Raw genomic sequence first — 15,538 nt, forward strand, 5'->3', positions numbered from 1 at the left:
GCCGGTCGAGGTCGCCGCCGCCCTCGACCGGCGCTGACCGCGGGGTGGTGGGGGAGTGGCGCAGGTCACGGGAACGGCTTGCGGTCCGCGGAGAGGTAACGGGTGTGAGGGACACCGAAGATGAGGACGGCCTGCGCCGCCGGGTGCGGGCGGGGGAGCGCGACGCGTTCGCCGAGTTGTACGAGCGGTACGCGCGGACGGTCTACAACCACGCGCTGCGGCTGACCGGGGACTGGGCGGCGGCCGAGGAGGTCATGTCGGAGACGTTCCTGGCGGCCTGGCGGGTCCGGCAGCGGGTGGAGCCGGACGGCGGGTCGCTGCGGCCGTGGCTGCTGGGCATCGCGACGCACAAGGCGCACAACGCCAACCGCGGCAGGGGCCGCCGGCTGGCCTTCCTGGCCCGGCAGCCGGAGCCGCGGGCGGTCGCGGACTTCGCGCAGGAGACCGTGGGCCGCCTCGACGACGCCCGCCGGCTCGCCGCGGTGCACGCCGCGCTCGGCAGGCTGCGCAGGCATGAGCGCGAGGTGCTGGTGCTGTGCGTCTGGGAGGGCTTGGACTACGGCCAGGCCGCCGAGGCGCTGGGCGTCAAGGTCGGCACCGTGCGCTCGCGGCTGTCGCGCGCCCGGGCCCGGCTCGGCCGGCTGAGCGAGGAGGAGGCCGCGCGGACGGAACCGCGCCGCGGCCGCGGAGAGGGAACAGGCAGGGCCGTGTTCGCGGCCCTGCCCGTACGGGAGGAGACCCGATGAGCGACACCCCGTCCCGCCCCGGAACCGAGCGTTCCAGCGGCGATCGGACCGACGCCACCGAGTTGGCGCGGCTGCTGCCGCCGCCGGCGCGATGGGACCTCCCGCGCGAGCGCCACCTGCACCACAAGGAACTCCTGATGCAGCAGATCGACCACGACCTCGACAGTGCCCGCACGACCGAGGCCGCACCGGCCCCGCGCCGTACGCGCCGGCCGCGCCCCGCCGTACTTGCCTCGCTGACCGCCCTCGCCGTGGCCGGCGCGCTCACCGCCGGCCTGGCGACGCGCGGCGGCGGCCACGGGACCGCGGTCGCCCCGCGCGCCGGGGCACCCGCCGCCCAGCAGGCGTCCACCCTGCTCTACCGGATCTCCGACGTCGCCCTCGCCGGAGACGCGACCCCGGTCCGGGACGACCAGTTCGTGTACGTGAAGAGCATGACCGAGGGCGCGGACGAGACGAGCGGCACGGCGGTGCCCGGCGCGCTGCACACCAGGGAGATCTGGTCCTCGCAGGCGCGGGGACCGGTCAAGCGGATGGGCCTGGTCCGCGAGGAGGGCGAGACCTTTCCGATCAACGCGTCGCTCGGCGACACCGACGGCACGCCGCCCGGCTTCTCCCGCTCGACGTATCGCTGGCTCGCCTCGCTGCCCACCGACCCGAAAGCCCTGGTGGCGTACTTGTACGCCCACACGCCCGGGAATGCGGGGCAGGAGCAGGACCAGGCGGTGTTCGCAACGATCGGCGGGCTCATCGACGAGAGCGTGATGCCGCCGCGGACCGCCGCGGCCCTCTACAAGGCAGCGGCACTCATCCCCGGCGTCGTCACGGACCCGGGCGCGACGGACGCCACCGGCCGGCACGGCGTCGGCGTCCGCCGCGACGACACCCGCTACGGCCAGCGCACGGAGTGGGTGTTCGACGCGAACGACCTGTCCTACCTGGGCTCGCGCACCTATCTGCTCAAGGACACCGGGGAGGGCCGCAAGGGCACGATGCTCTCCGCCGACGCCGTGCTGGAGCGGGCGGTGGTGGACAAGGAGGGCGAGCAGCCCACGGCCGCGCAGGTCCGCCGGCCGCGGCCGGCCACGGCTCAGGGCTGACGCCGCCGGGGCGCCGGGTGGGGCCGGGCGAACGCCCCGCCCGGCGCCCCGGGCCGCCTGGCGGCGCTCGGCTACGGCAGGGAGGCGGCGACCGCCGCGCGGATCGGCGCGAGGTCCACGTCCGTGCCGATCGCGGCCTCGTCGGGAGCCCTGTCGCGGGACGGCTCGACGCCGAACAGGGCGCGGGTGAAGGCCGGGTAGACGGTACGGCCGAGCAGGTCGCGGGTGATCGCGGCGCCGGCCTCGGGCGTCAACCCCCGCCGCTCGGTGAGGTAGGCGGCCAGGCGCTCGTGGGCGGTGGCGAAGATCGCGTCGTAGTACCGGGCGGACGCCTCGGGGAGCCGGCCGGCCTCGGAGATGCCCAGCCGGCAGGTGCGCACCGTGGGCGTCCACACCAGCATCTGGAGGAAGCGGCCGCAGAACAGCACGACCGCCTCGGTGGTGTCGTCGCTGTAGTCGGCGGGCGTCCTGAGCTTGCCGAGGTACAGCTCGCGCACCAGGTCGACGACGGCGAGGAAGAGGTTGTCCTTGCTCTCGAAGTGCGCGTACAGGCTTCGCTTCGAGGTCTGGGCGCGGGCGGCCACGACGTCCATGGACGCGCGCTCGAAGCCCATCTCCAGGAAGACGTCCTTCGCCGTCCACAGGATGTGCTTCCGCAGTTCGTCACCGCGCTTCGCCATGCGGCGTCCTCTCTTGGTGCTGTTCCGGCCGCGAAGTAAACGGTACGGTAGAGTTTACTTCGCTCCTCGTTCTCCGTCACGTGTCACCGGTCGGGAGAGATACATGATCGTCGTCACCACACCCACAGGCAACATCGGCCGCCAGGTTCTCGGCGAGGTCCTCGCCCGGCGGCGCGAGCGGGGCGAGCGGGGTGAGCCGGTCCGGGTGATCGCACGTGACCCCTCCCGGCTCGCGCCCGACGTGCGCGGGCGGGTCGAGGTCGTCCAGGGCTCGATGACCGACCCCGAGGTGCTCGCCACCGCGTTCGCGGGCGCGGACAGCGTCTTCTGGCTGGTGCCGCCGTACACCGAGGGCGCCGAAGTCGCGGGCTACGCGGTGGACTTCACCCGGCCGGCCTGCGAGGCGATCAGCGCGCGGGATGTCCGGCGGGTGGTCGCGGTGACGGGCCTGGGCGCGCCCGCCGCCCCGCACGCGTCCGCCGGTCCGGGACTCGGTTCGCGGGCCCTGGACGCGCTGATCGAGAGCACCGGCGTGGCCTACCGGTCGCTGCGGATGCCCGCGTTCATGGAGAACCTGCTCCAGCAGCTCGGGCCGATCCGGGACCAGGGCGTGTTCTTCCTGCCGATCTCCGGGGACCGGCGGATACCGACCTGCGCCACCCGCGACATCGCCGCCGTCGCCGCCGAGTTGCTGCTCGACGGCTCCTGGGACGGCCAGGAGGGCGTGCCGGTGCTCGGCGCCGAGGACCTGTCGTACCGCGACATGGCGCGCGTCATGTCCGAGGTGCTGGGACGGCCGATCCGCTACCAGCAGGTCCCCGGCGAGGCGTTCAAGGCCCAGTTGACGCGGCAGGGCATGCCCGGGGCGTGGGCGCGGTCCGTCGTGGACCTGCTCGCGGAGGTCGACGCCGGGTGCTACGACGCCGAGCCGCGCACGGCGCGCTCCACCACGCCGACGACCTTCCGCCAGTGGTGCGAGGACGTCCTCAAGCCGGCCGTCGCGGGCTGAGCGCGGGCCTTCCGGCCGTACGTGCCCCGCGCTCAGCCGTGGGTCGGTGGCTACCAGGGCAGCGGGCCGTTGACGTCGAAGTACCCGCCGGTCGGGCCGTCGGGGCCGACCTGGGCCATGCGCACGATGATCTCCGCGCCCTGCTCGACGGTCTGGACGCCGGTGCGCCCGTTCAGGTCGGTCGCGGTGTAGCCGGGCTCCACCGCGTTGATCCGGATCTCCGGGAACGCCTTCGCGTACTGCACGGTGAGCGCGTTGACCGCGGTCTTCGACACCGGGTAGGCGACGCCGGGGTACGCGTGGGTCGGGGTGCCCTCGGCGGTGAGCCGGGCCAGCGAGCCCAGGCCGCTGCTGACGTTGACCACGACCGGCGCGGACGAGCGCCGCAGCAGTGGCAGGAACGCGTGGGTCACGCGCACCACGCCGAACACGTTCGTCTCGAACAGCGGCCGCATCGTGTCGACGGTGAGGTCCGCGGCGCCGATGATGCCGTTGTCCGCCGTCCGCGACTCGATGCCGGCGTTGTTGACCAGGACGTCGAGGCCGCCGTCGGCCTCGATCGCCTTCGCGGCGGCGGTGACGGACGCGTCGTCGGTCACGTCGATGACGACGGCCCGCGCGCCCAACTCCTCGGCGGCGCGCCGGCCGCGCTCGGGGTCGCGGCTGCCGACGTAGACGGTGTGGCCCGCTTCGACGAGCCGGCGGGCGGTCTCGCGGCCCAGCCCCTTGTTGGCTCCGGTGATCAGTGTGGTGGTCATGGGTCCAGGGTGCGGCAGGGCGCCGCGCGCAGCCAGGACCTCCTTGTCCTGGGTTGGGCGGGTCCCGGGGACGACGGGGGAGCGGGGCCGACGGGGGTGGCGGCGCGGTCAGGCGGCCGGGAGGACGTGGATGCCGCCGCCGTGGCTGTCGACCGTCACGGTGCGCGCGGAGCGGGGATCGACCCGGACGCCCACTTCCTTCCCGCCGCCGCCCGACTCCGCGTGCACCGCGTAGCCCTCGGACGGCAGGCGTACCTTGATGGCGCCGCCGGCGGAGTCCACGTCCACGTCGCGGGGCGCGTCGGTGAAGGAGAGCGACGCGCCGCCGCCGTGCGAGCGGACCGTCACGTCGGCGGCGGCGGTGCCGTCCGCGGTGACCTGCCCGCCCGCGCTGTCCACGGTCAGCTTCCCCGCGGCGCCGTGCACGGTGGTCGCGCCGCCGTGGCTGAGCAGTCGGGCGGCCATCGCCGCGGGCATCTGGAGGTGGTAGTCCACCCGGCACTTGTCGCCGTGCGTGCACGCCTTGCTGTCCAGGTCGAGCACGCCCCGGTCGACCGTGTGCGCGGTGGTGGGCCGCTTGCCGTCGTAGTGCACGGTCTCGGTCACCTTGACCTGGGTCGTGGCCGCCCCCGCGTCCACCAGGATCTTGCCGCCCGAACCGTCGAGCCGCAGCGAGGTGACGTGCCCGCCGACCGTGTACACCGACGTGGCGGTGTGGTCGTACGAGCCCGCGAGGTGACATCCCGTCAGAAGCAGTGCCACGCCGACCGCTCCGCCCCACACCAGGGCCGGGCGGGGGCGGGCGCGGGGGACGGGACTCGGCGGGAGGGATGCTCGCGGTGTCATGGTGACGGTCCTTCGGTCCGGGGCCAGTACAGGCGGTCGGACGCCGGCGTGTGCCGCACCCTCCCCGCTGCCCCGACGCTACGGCGGCGCCCCGCGGCCCCGGAATCCGGCGAACCCGCCGACCGATGGTGGGGATTGCCCCCGTGCCGTCAGCCCGCGAGGTCGGGCGCCAGCCAGACCGGGACGCCGCCCAGGAGCGTGTGCAGCCGGGCGGCCTCGGTGCGCAGGCGGGCCGACTCGTCGGGGTCGGGGGTGACCGTGGCCAGCGAGAGCAACGCCGGGGCGGTGCCGACCAGGTGGCCGAGCGCGACCCGAATCCGCAGGGACTCGGTGAAGCCGTGCCGGGCCTCGGCGAGGTCGCCCTCGGTGGCGGCGAGGCCGGCGAGGTGGCGCCAGGTGGAGGAGGTGAGGAGGGTGGCGCCGTGCGCGACCGCGCCCGCGTGGGCGCGGCGGTAGGCGGCGCGGGCGGCGGCCGGGTTCGCCGCGATGTTCTCGGCGACGAGGCCGCGCCGGAAGTCCAGCAGCGGGCGGCCGGGGGAGCCGGGCCCGAGCAGGGCGGCGCTGCGGCCGAACGCGGAGCGGGCCTCGTCAGCGCGGTCGCGTACCGAGAAGACGGTGGCGCCGTAGGCGAGGCAGCCGCGCTCGGAGGCGGCCGCACCGCGCTCCTCGTCGCTGCTCGCCAGCGCCTCGGCGGTACGCAGCGCGTCCTCCGCCTCGGCCCATCCGTCGACCTGGTAGAAACACGCCTCCACCAGGAGTTCCGCCCTGTTCAGTGCGGCTCCGGCGTCGTCGGCGGCGAATGGCGCGAGCAGTGCCGCGGCCTCCGCCCAGCAGCCGCGTGCCCGCAGCCGCCACACGTCCGGTACCCCGACCACCGATTCCGACAAGGCGGTGTCCGCCACAGCATCTCCCCCAAGCGCGTCTTCGAGCCAGTGCGAGCAAGTGCGTGTGTGCATGTATGCATGTGTGTGCCGTGCGCATGCGCAGTGGCGGAAGTCCAGCACGCGGAAGGGGCCCGCGCCAAGGGGTCGGAGATCACTTCTTGTGAACGGGATCACTTTCACGAGCGCACGAACGGCGCACGCGGGGCGCACACCACGGTCACAACGAGTGCCCGCGCGGCTCGTTCGGCGGGGAGCGGTCCGGGTCCGGCGCGGGGCGGGTCGGACGGCCCTCGGGCACCGGTTCGGCCGGTCCGCGGTGACGGGCCGGCTCGCCCCGGACCGGGTCAGCTCATCCGCAGCGCGAGGAAGAAGTCGAGCTTGTCCTCGAGTCGGGCCAGGTCCCGTCCGGTGAGCTGTTCGATCCGCCCGATCCGGTACCGGAGCGTGTTGACGTGCAGGTGCAGCCGGCTCGCGCACCGGGTCCAGGACCCGTCGCACTCCAGGAACGCCTCCAGCGTCGGGATCAGTTCGGCGCGGTGCCTGCGGTCGTACGCGCGCAGCGGGTCGAGCAGCCGGGCGGTGAAGGCGCGGCGCACGTCGTCGGGGACGAAGGGCAGCAGCAGGACGTGGGAGGCCAGTTCGTCGTGGCCGGCGACGCAGACCCGGCCGGGGCGGGCCGCGGCCACCCGGCGGGCGTGCCGGGCCTCCTCCAGCGCGCCGCGCAGCCCCTCGGGGGAGTCGACGGCCGCGCTCACGCCGATGGTCAGCCGGCCGTCCTCGGCCAGGCCCCGGGCGAGGGGACCGCGGACGGCGGCCAGCAGGAGGTCGGCCCGCAGCGCGACCGGCTCGCCGTCCGGGGGGTTGCCGCTGTCGCCGGAGGCGGGGGAAGCGGCGCTCGCGGGAGCCGCGGGGGCATGGCCCGGGGCTCGCTTCGCCGAGCCGCGTGAGCCCGCGGCGCCGGCGGCACCGGCGGAGGCGGGGGAGTTGGGGGAGTTGGGGGCGCCGGCAGGACCGGCGGAACCCGGGGAACCCGGCGAACCGGCCGAGCCGTCAGCGCCGGCGGGGGAGCCGAGGGCGCCGCGGCCCGCCGGCTCCAGCGGGACCAGCGCCATCGCCCGGTCCTCCGCGACCGCGACCGCCACCCGGTCGGCCGCTTCCGCGCCCGGCTCCGCCGGGTCCGCGAGCAACTCCTCCAGCAGCGCCCGCGCGACCGGCCCTGGGGGCGCCTCGGCGCCCGCGTCCGCCCAGTCCACCCGGGCCACCACGATCTGCCACTGCGGCGGAGCCCCGCCCCCGGGCAGCAGCACCGGCGCCGCCGCCCGCAGCCGCGCCCCGATCTCCGACGGTGCCGCACCGCCCCTGACCAGCTCGAACACTTCCGTGGCCAGCCGCCGACGCACCGCCCGCGAGGCGTCCCGCCGCTCCCGTTCCACCCCGATGAGCAGGGTCACCCCGCGCAGCAGCTCCAGCCGCTCGGCCGGCCACTCCCCGGCGTCCGCCTCGACCGCGAGGAACCAGTCCGACAGGACGGTGGCGCGCACGTCGGCGCCGGCGTCCGTGCCGGTCCGTACCGGGAACAGCGAGTACACCCGGCCGCTCTGCGCCGCGGTCCGGTACGGCGCCGGCCGTCCGGTACGGCTCGCGGCCTGCTGCGCGCCGGCCAGTTCGGCGCGGACCGGGGCGGGCAGCGGCTGCCCGGCGCCGGCGATCTCCCGGCCGGTCGAGGAGAGCACCCACGCCCGCAGGTCGAGGTCGCTGCCGAGCAGGTCGAGGACCGCCTCGGGCCCACCGCCGCCGGCCCCCGCCGACATCAGCCGCCGGTGCCGGTCCACCACCGCCGCGAGGTCCCCGGCCCGCTCGCCGGACACCTGCCGGACCACGTACTCGGTGATCGTGGCGAAGGCCACCCGCTCGTCGACCGAGAACAGCGGCAGCCGGTGCCGCGCGCAGGCGTCGACCAGGTCCTGCGGGATCGTGCCGATCCCGGCGTTGCCCGCGGCCAGCGCGGCCACCCCGGCGGTGGACAGCAGCCGTACGAAAGGCTCGGAGTCGGCCGGTCCGTGCCGCCACGCGAGCCCGGTGAGCACCAGCTCGCCACCGGTCAGATAGCGGCTCGGGTCGCGCAGGTCAGTGGTCATCACCCCGCGTACGGTCCGGTCCAGCTCGTCCTCGCCGCTGAGCAGCCGCAGACCGAGTGCGTCGGTGTCCAGCAGTGCGCTCAGCCGCATCGTCCTCGCCTCGTCCTTGCTCGCCGGCCCCGCGGGCCCGTCGCCCGTCGTCCGCCGCCGTTCGTGCCGGTGCCACACCGTCCGTGCCGGCGCCACGCCGTCCGGTCGCCGCGTCCGCCCGGTGCCGCGCCGTCCTGGGGGTCGGGTGCCGGTGATCACCGGCACCACTCGCGAAGTGTGCTGCACGCGTGTTGCCGGTGGGATGCGGCGACGTTTCGCGACAGCCCCTTTCGGAGGAATGTACAAGACCTACCTGTTGGCCAGCCAAGTGCTTCATGTGTTCGGTGACTGCACCCGAACGGCCCCGCGGCCGTGTACTGGCCGCACGCCGCGTGTACAGGACATGAACAGCCCCGCACGAGCAGCCCCGCATGGACCGCCCCGCCGAGCATCCGCCGAGCATCCGGAGCAGGACGAGCATCCGGATCAGCCGAGAAGAGAATCCCCATGGAATTCCTGCGCCCCGCCACCTGGCAGGAGGCGCTCGCCGCAAAGGCCGAGCACCCAGCGGCCGTGCCCATCGCCGGTGGCACGGACGTGATGGTCGAGATCAACTTCGACCACCGCAGGCCCGAGTACCTGCTGGACCTGAACCGCATCACCGAACTCCAGGAGTGGGAGACCGGCGCGGACACCGTGCGCTTGGGCGCGTCCGTCCCCTACACGAAGATCATGGAGCACCTGCGCACCGAACTGCCGGGGCTGGCGCTCGCCTCCCACACCGTGGCCTCCCCGCAGATCCGCAACCGCGGTGGCGTCGGCGGCAACCTCGGCACCGCCTCCCCGGCCGGCGACGCCCACCCGGCGCTGCTGGCCGGCGGGGGCCAGGTCGAGGCCGAGTCGGTCCGCGGCACCCGGATGATCCCGATCGACGACTTCTACCTCGGGGTGAAGCGCAACGCGCTGGCGCCCGACGAGCTGATCAGGGCCGTGCACCTGCGCCGGGCGAGCGGCCCGCAGCAGTTCTCCAAGGTCGGCACCCGCAACGCCATGGTGATCGCGGTGTGCGCCTTCGGGATCGCGCTGCACCCCGACACCCGCACCGTACGCACCGGCATCGGCTCGGCCGCGCCGACCCCGATCCGGGCGAGGACCGCCGAGGAGTTCCTGGCCGCCGCGCTGGACGAGGCCGGGCTGTGGGACAGCCGCGGACCCGTACCGCCTTCGGTGGCACGGCAGTTCGCCGACCTGGTGGCCGGGGCCGCCAACCCGATCGACGACGTGCGCGGCACCGCGTCGTACCGCAGGCACGCGCTGGGCGTGATGGCCCGCCGCACCCTGGGGTGGACCTGGCAGGAGTACCGCGGCGACCAGAGGAGTGCGTCATGCGCGTGACGATGACCGTCAACGGCCGCCCGCAGGAGGCGGACGACGTGTGGGAGGGCGAGAGCCTGCTGTACGTCCTGCGCGAGCGGATGGGGCTGCCGGGCTCCAAGAACGCCTGCGAGCAGGGCGAGTGCGGCTCGTGCACGGTCCGCCTCGACGGCGTGCCGGTCTGCTCCTGCCTGGTCGCCGCCGGGCAGGCGCAGGACCGCGAAGTGACCACGGTGGAGGGCCTGTCCGGCCCGGACGGCGAACTGTCCACCGTCCAGCAGGCGTTCGTCGACGCGGGCGCCGTGCAGTGCGGCTTCTGCACGCCCGGACTGCTGGTCGCCGCCGACGAGTTGCTGGAGCGCAACCCGGAACCGTCCGACGGCGACATCCGCGAGGCGCTGTCGGGCAACCTGTGCCGCTGCACCGGCTACGAGAAGATCCTCGACGCGGTCCGCCTGGCGGCCGCCCGTACCGAACAGGCGGTGTGACCGTGGCCGACCAGTACCGTACGGCGAACCTCCCGCGCGCCGACCGGGGGACCGGCACCGCCCGGGCGCCTCGCGCCGCCGCCGTGCCCGGGCGCGCTCCGACCAGCCTCACCCAGGGCACCGGCGCCGCCGGCACCAAGGGCGGCATCGGCGAGTCCACGCTGCGCCCCGACGGCATCCTCAAGGTCACCGGCGAGTTCGCGTACTCCTCCGACCTGTGGCACGAGGACATGCTGTGGGGCTACACGCTGCGCAGCACCGTCGCCCACGCCACGATCCTGTCCATCGACACCGGCGAGGCGCTGGCCACCTCCGGCGTCTACGCGGTGCTCACCTACGACGACCTGCCCACCGAGGTCAAGAACTACGGCCTGGAGATCCAGGACACCCCGGTGCTCGCGCACGGCAAGGTCCGCCACCACGGCGAACCCGTCGCCCTGGTCGCCGCCGACCACCCCGAGACCGCCCGCCGGGCCGCCGCGAAGATCCGGATCGAGTACGAGGAACTGCCCGTCATCACCGACGAGGCGTCCGCGACCGCGCCCGACGCGATCCTGGTGCACGAGGGCCGCGACGACCACCACAGCGGGCACGTCCCGCACCCCAACGTGGTGCACCGCCAGCCGATCGTGCGCGGCGACGCCGACGCCGCGGCCGCCCGCGCCGACGTGGTGGTGCGCGGCGACTACGTCTTCGGCATGCAGGACCAGGCGTTCCTCGGCCCCGAGTCGGGCCTGGCGGTGCCGGCCGAGGACGGCGGCGTCGACCTGTACGTCGCCACCCAGTGGCTCCACTCCGACCTGCGGCAGATCGCCCCGGTGCTCGGCCTGCCCGAGAGCAAGGTCCGGATGACGCTCTCCGGCGTCGGCGGCGCCTTCGGCGGCCGTGAGGACCTGTCGATGCAGATCCACGGCTGCCTGCTGGCGCTGCGTACCGGCAAGCCGGTGAAGATCGTCTACAACCGCTTCGAGTCGTTCTTCGGCCACGTCCACCGCCACCCCGCCCGGCTCCACTACGAGCACGGCGCCACCCGCGACGGCAAGCTCACCCACGTCCGCTGCCGGATCGTGCTGGACGGCGGCGCCTACGCCTCCGCCTCGCCGGCCGTCGTCGGCAACGCCGCCTCGCTGTCGATCGGACCGTACGTCGTCGAGGACGTGGACATCGAAGCGCTCGCGCTCTACACCAACAACCCGCCCTGCGGCGCCATGCGCGGCTTCGGCGCGGTCCAGGCGTGCTTCGCCTACGAGGCGCAGATGGACAAGGTCGCCGCCGAACTCGGCCTCGACCCGGTCGAGTTCCGGCAGCGCAACGCCATGGAGCAGGGCACGATCATGCCGACCGGGCAACCGGTCGACTCGCCCGCGCCGGTCGCCGAACTGCTGCGCCGGGTCAAGGCGATGCCGCTGCCGCCCGAGCAGCAGTGGCGTACCACCGAGGGCGCCGACGTCCGCGCGCTGCCCGGCGGCCTGTCCAACACCACGCACGGCGAAGGCGTCGTCCGCGGGATCGGCTACGCGGTCGGCATCAAGAACGTCGGCTTCTCCGAGGGCTTCGACGACTACTCCACCGCGCGGGTGCGGATCGAGGTCATCAACGGCGAACCGGTGGCGACCGTGCACACCGCGATGGCCGAGGTCGGGCAGGGCGGCGTCACCGTACACGCGCAGATCGCCCGCTCCGAACTCGGCGTCACCCAGGTCACCATCCAGCCCGCCGACACCCGGGTCGGCTCGGCCGGTTCCACCTCCGCCTCCCGGCAGACCTACATGACCGGCGGCGCGGTGAAGAACACCTGCGAGGCGGTACGCGAACGGGTGCTGGAGATCGGCCGGCGCAGGTTCGGCACCTACCACCCGGCGTGGGCCACCGCCGAACTGCTGCTGGAGGACGGCAGGGTCGTCACCGACGGCGGCGAGGCGCTGGCCGACATCGCCGACGTCCTGGAGGGCGAATCCGTCGACCTGGAACTGGAGTTCAGGCACCGCCCGACCCAGGCGTTCGACCTGCGCACCGGACAGGGCAACGGCCACGTCCAGTACAGCTTCGCCGCGCACCGCGCCGTGGTCGAGGTCGACACCGAACTCGGCCTGGTCAAGGTGGTCGAACTCGCCTGCGCGCAGGACGTCGGCAAGGCGCTCAACCCGCTGTCGGTGGTCGGCCAGATCCAGGGCGGCACCACGCAGGGCCTCGGCGTCGCCGTCATGGAGGAGATCGTGGTCGACCCGAAGACCGCGAAGGTCCGCAACCCGTCCTTCACCGACTACCTGATCCCGACCATCCTCGACACCCCGACGATCCCCGTCGACGTGCTCGAACTCGCCGACGACCACGCCCCGTACGGGCTGCGCGGCATCGGCGAGGCGCCCACCCTGTCCTCGACTCCCGCCGTGCTCGCCGCCATCCGGCAGGCGACCGGCCTGGAGCTGAACCGAACCCCGGTCCGGCCGGAACACCTCACCGGATCGTAGGGCCCGGGGCCGGCCGCACCACGGGCCGAGCCCCGGACCCCTCTCTTGTTCGCCTCGGGCCGTCCCCCGGGTCGTGCAGGCCGCGCCTGAAGGGGCGCTATCCCAAATCCCGTTCCGCGAGCCGCGGGCGGGTGCCCCTGTGAACCTTGGGAGTTGGCTACACATGACCCAGACACCCGTAGAGCCGCAGACGGCGGCGGAGGACGCGGGCCCCGGCTCACGCGTGCCCGCCGGCAGATCGTGGCTCGACCGGTACTTCCACATCTCCGACCGAGGGTCGTCGATCCCCCGCGAAGTGCGCGGCGGCATCACCACCTTCATGGCGATGTGCTACATCCTCCTGCTCAACCCGCTGCTGCTGTCTGGCCCGGACGCGCATGGCGTCAAGCTCGCGCACGCGGCCCTGATCACCGCCACCGCGCTGGCCGCGGCGGTCTCCACGCTGCTGATGGGCTTCTTCGGCAAGGTCCCGCTGGCGCTGGCCGCCGGCCTGAGCGTCGCCGGCGTGATCTCCACCCAGGTCGCGCCGCACATGACCTGGCCGCAGGCGATGGGCATGTGCGTGATCTACGGCGCGGTGATCGTGCTGCTGGTGGTCACCGGGCTGCGCGAGATCGTGATGAACGCGATACCGCTGCCGCTCAAGCACGGCATCACCATCGGCATCGGCATGTTCATCGCGCTGATCGGCCTGGTCAACGCCGGGTTCGTCGGCAAGGGCGACCCGCACGGCACCTCCCCGGTGGCGCTGGGCGGCCCCGACGGGAAGCTGTCGGGCTGGCCGGTGCTGCTGTTCTGCGTGACGCTGCTGCTGATCTTCATGCTCCAGGCCCGCAACATCCCCGGCGCGATCCTGATCGGCATCGTGACCGGCACGGTGCTCGCCGTCGTCGTCAACGCGGCCGGCCACCTCACCGCGGCCGACTGGGGCGGCACCGCGCCCAAGCTCCAGGGCAGCGCGGTGTCCATGCCGGACTTCTCGCTCTTCGGACACGTGGAGTTCGGCGGCTGGGGCTCCATCGGCGGCATGACGGTCGGCGTGATCGTCTTCACGCTGGTGCTCGCCGGGTTCTTCGACGCGATGGCCACCATCATCGGCGTCGGCACCGAGGCCGGGCTCGCCGACGAGCGCGGCCGGATGCCGGGCCTGTCCAAGGCGCTGTTCATCGACGGCGCCGGCGGCGCGATCGGCGGTGTCGCGGGCGCCTCCGGGCAGACCGTCTTCATCGAGTCCGCGACCGGCGTCGGCGAGGGCTCGCGCACCGGTCTGTCCTCGGTGATCACCGGTGTGCTCTTCGCGCTCGGCCTGTTCTTCACCCCGCTCGCCCAGATCGTGCCCGGCCAGGTCGCCGCCGCCGCGCTGGTGGTGATCGGCGCGATGATGATGGGCAACGCCCGGCACGTCGACTGGTCCGACCGGTCCGTGGCCGTCCCGGTCTTCATGACCGTGGCACTGATGCCGTTCACGTACTCCATCACCGCCGGCGTCGGCGCGGGCGTCGTCTCCTACACCGCGATCAAGGCCGCGCAGGGTAAGTGGCGCGAGCCCGGGGTCTTCATGTGGGTCCTCACCGCCGTCTTCACCGTCTACTTCGCCCTGCACCCCATCGAGAGCTGGCTCGGCGTCAAGTAGCCGCATCCCGCCCAAGGAGTTGAACCGCCATGCTGGACATCGCAACCGAGTTGCACCGCTGGTGCGGGCGCGGTCGGCCGTTCGCCGTCGCGACCGTGCTCGCCACCGGCGGCAGCGCCCCGCGGCAGCCCGGCGCCGCACTCGCCGTGGACGGCGACGGCACCGCGGTCGGCAGCGTGTCCGGCGGGTGCGTCGAGGGCGCCGTCTACGAACTGTGCCGCGAGGCGCTGTCCGGCGACGGCCCCCCGACCGTGGTGCAGCGCTTCGGCTACTCCGACGAGGACGCCTTCGCGGTCGGTCTGACCTGCGGCGGCGTGATCGACATCCTCGTCCAGCGGATCGATCCCGGGGTGCGGCCCGAGATCGTCCGCGCGCTGGCCGCCGCCGCCTCCGGTGAGGCGGCGGCGGTCGCCCGGATCGCCGCCGGCCCCGCGGAACTCCTCGGCCGCGCGCTGCTGGTGCGCACCGACGGGTCGTACGACGGCTCGCTCGGCGACGGCCCGCGGGATCGTACGGCCGCCGGGCAGGCGCACGCGATGCTCGCGGCCGGGCGCACCGGCACGGTGCAGATCGGCGCCGACGGCAGCCGGTGCGGGCAGCCGCTGACGCTGCTGGTCGAGTCGAGCGTGCCGCCGCCGCGGATGCTCGTGTTCGGTGCGATCGACTTCGCGGCCGCGCTGGTCCGGGCGGGGAAGTTCCTCGGGTACGACGTGACCGTCTGCGACGCGCGGCCGGTGTTCGCCACGGCCGGGCGCTTCCCCGAGGCCGACCGGGTCGTGGTGGAGTGGCCGCATCGCTATCTCGACGCGGAGGTGGCGGCCGGGCGGGTCGACCCGCGCGCCGTGCTGTGCGTGCTCACGCATGACGCGAAGTTCGATGTGCCCTTGCTGGAGCGGGCGTTGCGCCTTCCGGTGGCCTACGTCGGCGCGATGGGATCGCGCCGCACCCACCTCCAACGGCTCGACCGCCTCCGCGAGGCCGGGCTGCCCGAGGCCGCGCTCGACCGGCTGCGGTCCCCGATCGGGCTCGACCTCGGCGCGCGCACTCCCGAGGAGACTGCGCTCTCCATTGCCGCGGAGGTCGTCGCGCTCCGCTACGGTGCCACCGGCCGCCCCCTCACGGGTGCGCACACCCCCATCCACGCGGTGGCCTGACCGGCGGCAACTGGACCCTCCAGGGTGCCCCTGTCCGGCCGCCCCGGGACCACCCGCCGGTGGTGGGCTGGTCGCGCAGTTCCCCGCGCCCCTGGATGTGCTCGGGTCCTTGCGTGGTGGGTTCTCTCTGGGGTGCCCCGCCGCATGGCGACCGAAGAAGACTCGACGACACGAATACGACGGCGTCCCCCGCGTATCGCCGCCGACCATCCGCACTACAGCGCCCG

The 15,538-nt window shown here is 74.1% G+C and carries 13 protein-coding genes; 8 read left to right on the forward strand and 5 right to left on the reverse strand.

Annotated elements, in window-relative coordinates; genetic code table 11:
- Positions 1-104 precede the first annotated feature (104 nt).
- Both AB0399_RS37910 and AB0399_RS37915 read left to right on the forward strand, forming a co-directional pair.
- Positions 105-746, forward strand: coding sequence for an RNA polymerase sigma factor (locus AB0399_RS37910; RefSeq protein WP_366414377.1), 642 nt, complete (start codon positions 105-107; stop codon positions 744-746).
- The gene (locus AB0399_RS37915) at positions 743-1,846 is read left to right on the forward strand and encodes a CU044_5270 family protein (RefSeq protein WP_366414378.1); all 1,104 of its coding nucleotides are present in this window, start codon (positions 743-745) and stop codon (positions 1,844-1,846) included. The genes AB0399_RS37910 and AB0399_RS37915 overlap by 4 nt, the downstream gene beginning before the upstream one ends.
- Before the next feature lie 71 nt (positions 1,847-1,917).
- On the opposite strand, the gene AB0399_RS37920 is transcribed toward AB0399_RS37915, so the two are convergent.
- Positions 1,918-2,526 (reverse strand): TetR/AcrR family transcriptional regulator, encoded by a 609-nt coding sequence (locus AB0399_RS37920; protein ID WP_366414379.1) that lies wholly within the window; start codon positions 2,524-2,526, stop codon positions 1,918-1,920.
- Between the two features lie 103 nt (positions 2,527-2,629).
- Between AB0399_RS37920 and AB0399_RS37925 the strand changes: the two genes are divergently transcribed.
- Complete coding sequence (locus AB0399_RS37925; protein WP_366414380.1) at positions 2,630-3,535, forward strand: NAD(P)H-binding protein; 906 nt, start codon at positions 2,630-2,632, stop codon at positions 3,533-3,535.
- A gap of 50 nt (positions 3,536-3,585) precedes the next feature.
- Here AB0399_RS37925 and AB0399_RS37930 read toward each other — a convergent pair whose 3' ends face one another.
- The 4 genes from AB0399_RS37930 to AB0399_RS37945 all read right to left on the reverse strand — a co-directional run bounded on the left by AB0399_RS37930 (position 3,586) and on the right by AB0399_RS37945 (position 8,251).
- Positions 3,586-4,293 carry an SDR family oxidoreductase gene (locus tag AB0399_RS37930; RefSeq protein ID WP_328470817.1) on the reverse strand — a complete coding sequence of 236 codons (708 nt, stop codon included), beginning with the start codon at positions 4,291-4,293 and terminating at the stop codon, positions 3,586-3,588.
- Between the two features lie 108 nt (positions 4,294-4,401).
- The gene (locus tag AB0399_RS37935) at positions 4,402-5,055 is read right to left on the reverse strand and encodes a hypothetical protein (protein WP_329363661.1); all 654 of its coding nucleotides are present in this window, start codon (positions 5,053-5,055) and stop codon (positions 4,402-4,404) included.
- A 233-nt stretch (positions 5,056-5,288) separates the two neighbouring features.
- Positions 5,289-6,041, reverse strand: coding sequence for a hypothetical protein (locus tag AB0399_RS37940; RefSeq protein WP_366414381.1), 753 nt, complete (start codon positions 6,039-6,041; stop codon positions 5,289-5,291).
- A gap of 326 nt (positions 6,042-6,367) precedes the next feature.
- Positions 6,368-8,251 (reverse strand): PucR family transcriptional regulator ligand-binding domain-containing protein, encoded by a 1,884-nt coding sequence (locus AB0399_RS37945; protein ID WP_366414382.1) that lies wholly within the window; start codon positions 8,249-8,251, stop codon positions 6,368-6,370.
- 447 nt (positions 8,252-8,698) lie between these two features.
- Between AB0399_RS37945 and AB0399_RS37950 the strand changes: the two genes are divergently transcribed.
- From AB0399_RS37950 to AB0399_RS37970, 5 genes are all read left to right on the forward strand, one after another.
- Entirely contained in the window at positions 8,699-9,586 is an 888-nt protein-coding gene (locus tag AB0399_RS37950; RefSeq protein ID WP_329363653.1) for a xanthine dehydrogenase family protein subunit M, read from the forward strand.
- Positions 9,577-10,053 carry a (2Fe-2S)-binding protein gene (locus tag AB0399_RS37955; protein ID WP_366414383.1) on the forward strand — a complete coding sequence of 159 codons (477 nt, stop codon included), beginning with the start codon at positions 9,577-9,579 and terminating at the stop codon, positions 10,051-10,053. Before AB0399_RS37950 ends, AB0399_RS37955 begins: the two co-directional genes overlap by 10 nt.
- An 83-nt stretch (positions 10,054-10,136) precedes the next feature.
- Positions 10,137-12,524: a molybdopterin cofactor-binding domain-containing protein gene (locus AB0399_RS37960; protein ID WP_329373799.1), complete on the forward strand. Its 2,388-nt coding sequence runs from the start codon at positions 10,137-10,139 to the stop codon at positions 12,522-12,524.
- Positions 12,525-12,687: 163 nt separating this feature from the next.
- A complete protein-coding gene (locus AB0399_RS37965) occupies positions 12,688-14,157 on the forward strand; it encodes an NCS2 family permease (protein ID WP_329363651.1) in 1,470 nt (489 codons plus the stop codon).
- A gap of 29 nt (positions 14,158-14,186) precedes the next feature.
- Positions 14,187-15,311, forward strand: a complete 1,125-nt coding sequence (locus tag AB0399_RS37970) for an XdhC/CoxI family protein (protein ID WP_366414384.1) — start codon at positions 14,187-14,189, stop codon at positions 15,309-15,311.
- Positions 15,312-15,538 lie beyond the last annotated feature (227 nt).

The sequence above is a fragment of the Streptomyces sp. NPDC088194 genome, assembly GCF_040702025.1.
Taxonomy (GTDB): domain Bacteria; phylum Actinomycetota; class Actinomycetes; order Streptomycetales; family Streptomycetaceae; genus Actinacidiphila.

Bases quoted from the DNA above. Each gene is read 5' to 3' on its own strand.
- AB0399_RS37915 (WP_366414378.1), top strand. From the start codon at position 743: ATGAGCGACACCCCGTCCCGCCCCGGAACCGAGCGTTCCAGCGGCGAT.
- AB0399_RS37920 (WP_366414379.1), bottom strand. From the start codon at position 2,526: ATGGCGAAGCGCGGTGACGAACTGCGGAAGCACATCCTGTGGACGGCG.
- AB0399_RS37925 (WP_366414380.1), top strand. From the start codon at position 2,630: ATGATCGTCGTCACCACACCCACAGGCAACATCGGCCGCCAGGTTCTC.
- AB0399_RS37930 (WP_328470817.1), bottom strand. From the start codon at position 4,293: ATGACCACCACACTGATCACCGGAGCCAACAAGGGGCTGGGCCGCGAG.
- AB0399_RS37945 (WP_366414382.1), bottom strand. From the start codon at position 8,251: ATGCGGCTGAGCGCACTGCTGGACACCGACGCACTCGGTCTGCGGCTG.
- AB0399_RS37950 (WP_329363653.1), top strand. From the start codon at position 8,699: ATGGAATTCCTGCGCCCCGCCACCTGGCAGGAGGCGCTCGCCGCAAAG.
- AB0399_RS37955 (WP_366414383.1), top strand. From the start codon at position 9,577: ATGCGCGTGACGATGACCGTCAACGGCCGCCCGCAGGAGGCGGACGAC.
- AB0399_RS37965 (WP_329363651.1), top strand. From the start codon at position 12,688: ATGACCCAGACACCCGTAGAGCCGCAGACGGCGGCGGAGGACGCGGGC.
- AB0399_RS37970 (WP_366414384.1), top strand. From the start codon at position 14,187: ATGCTGGACATCGCAACCGAGTTGCACCGCTGGTGCGGGCGCGGTCGG.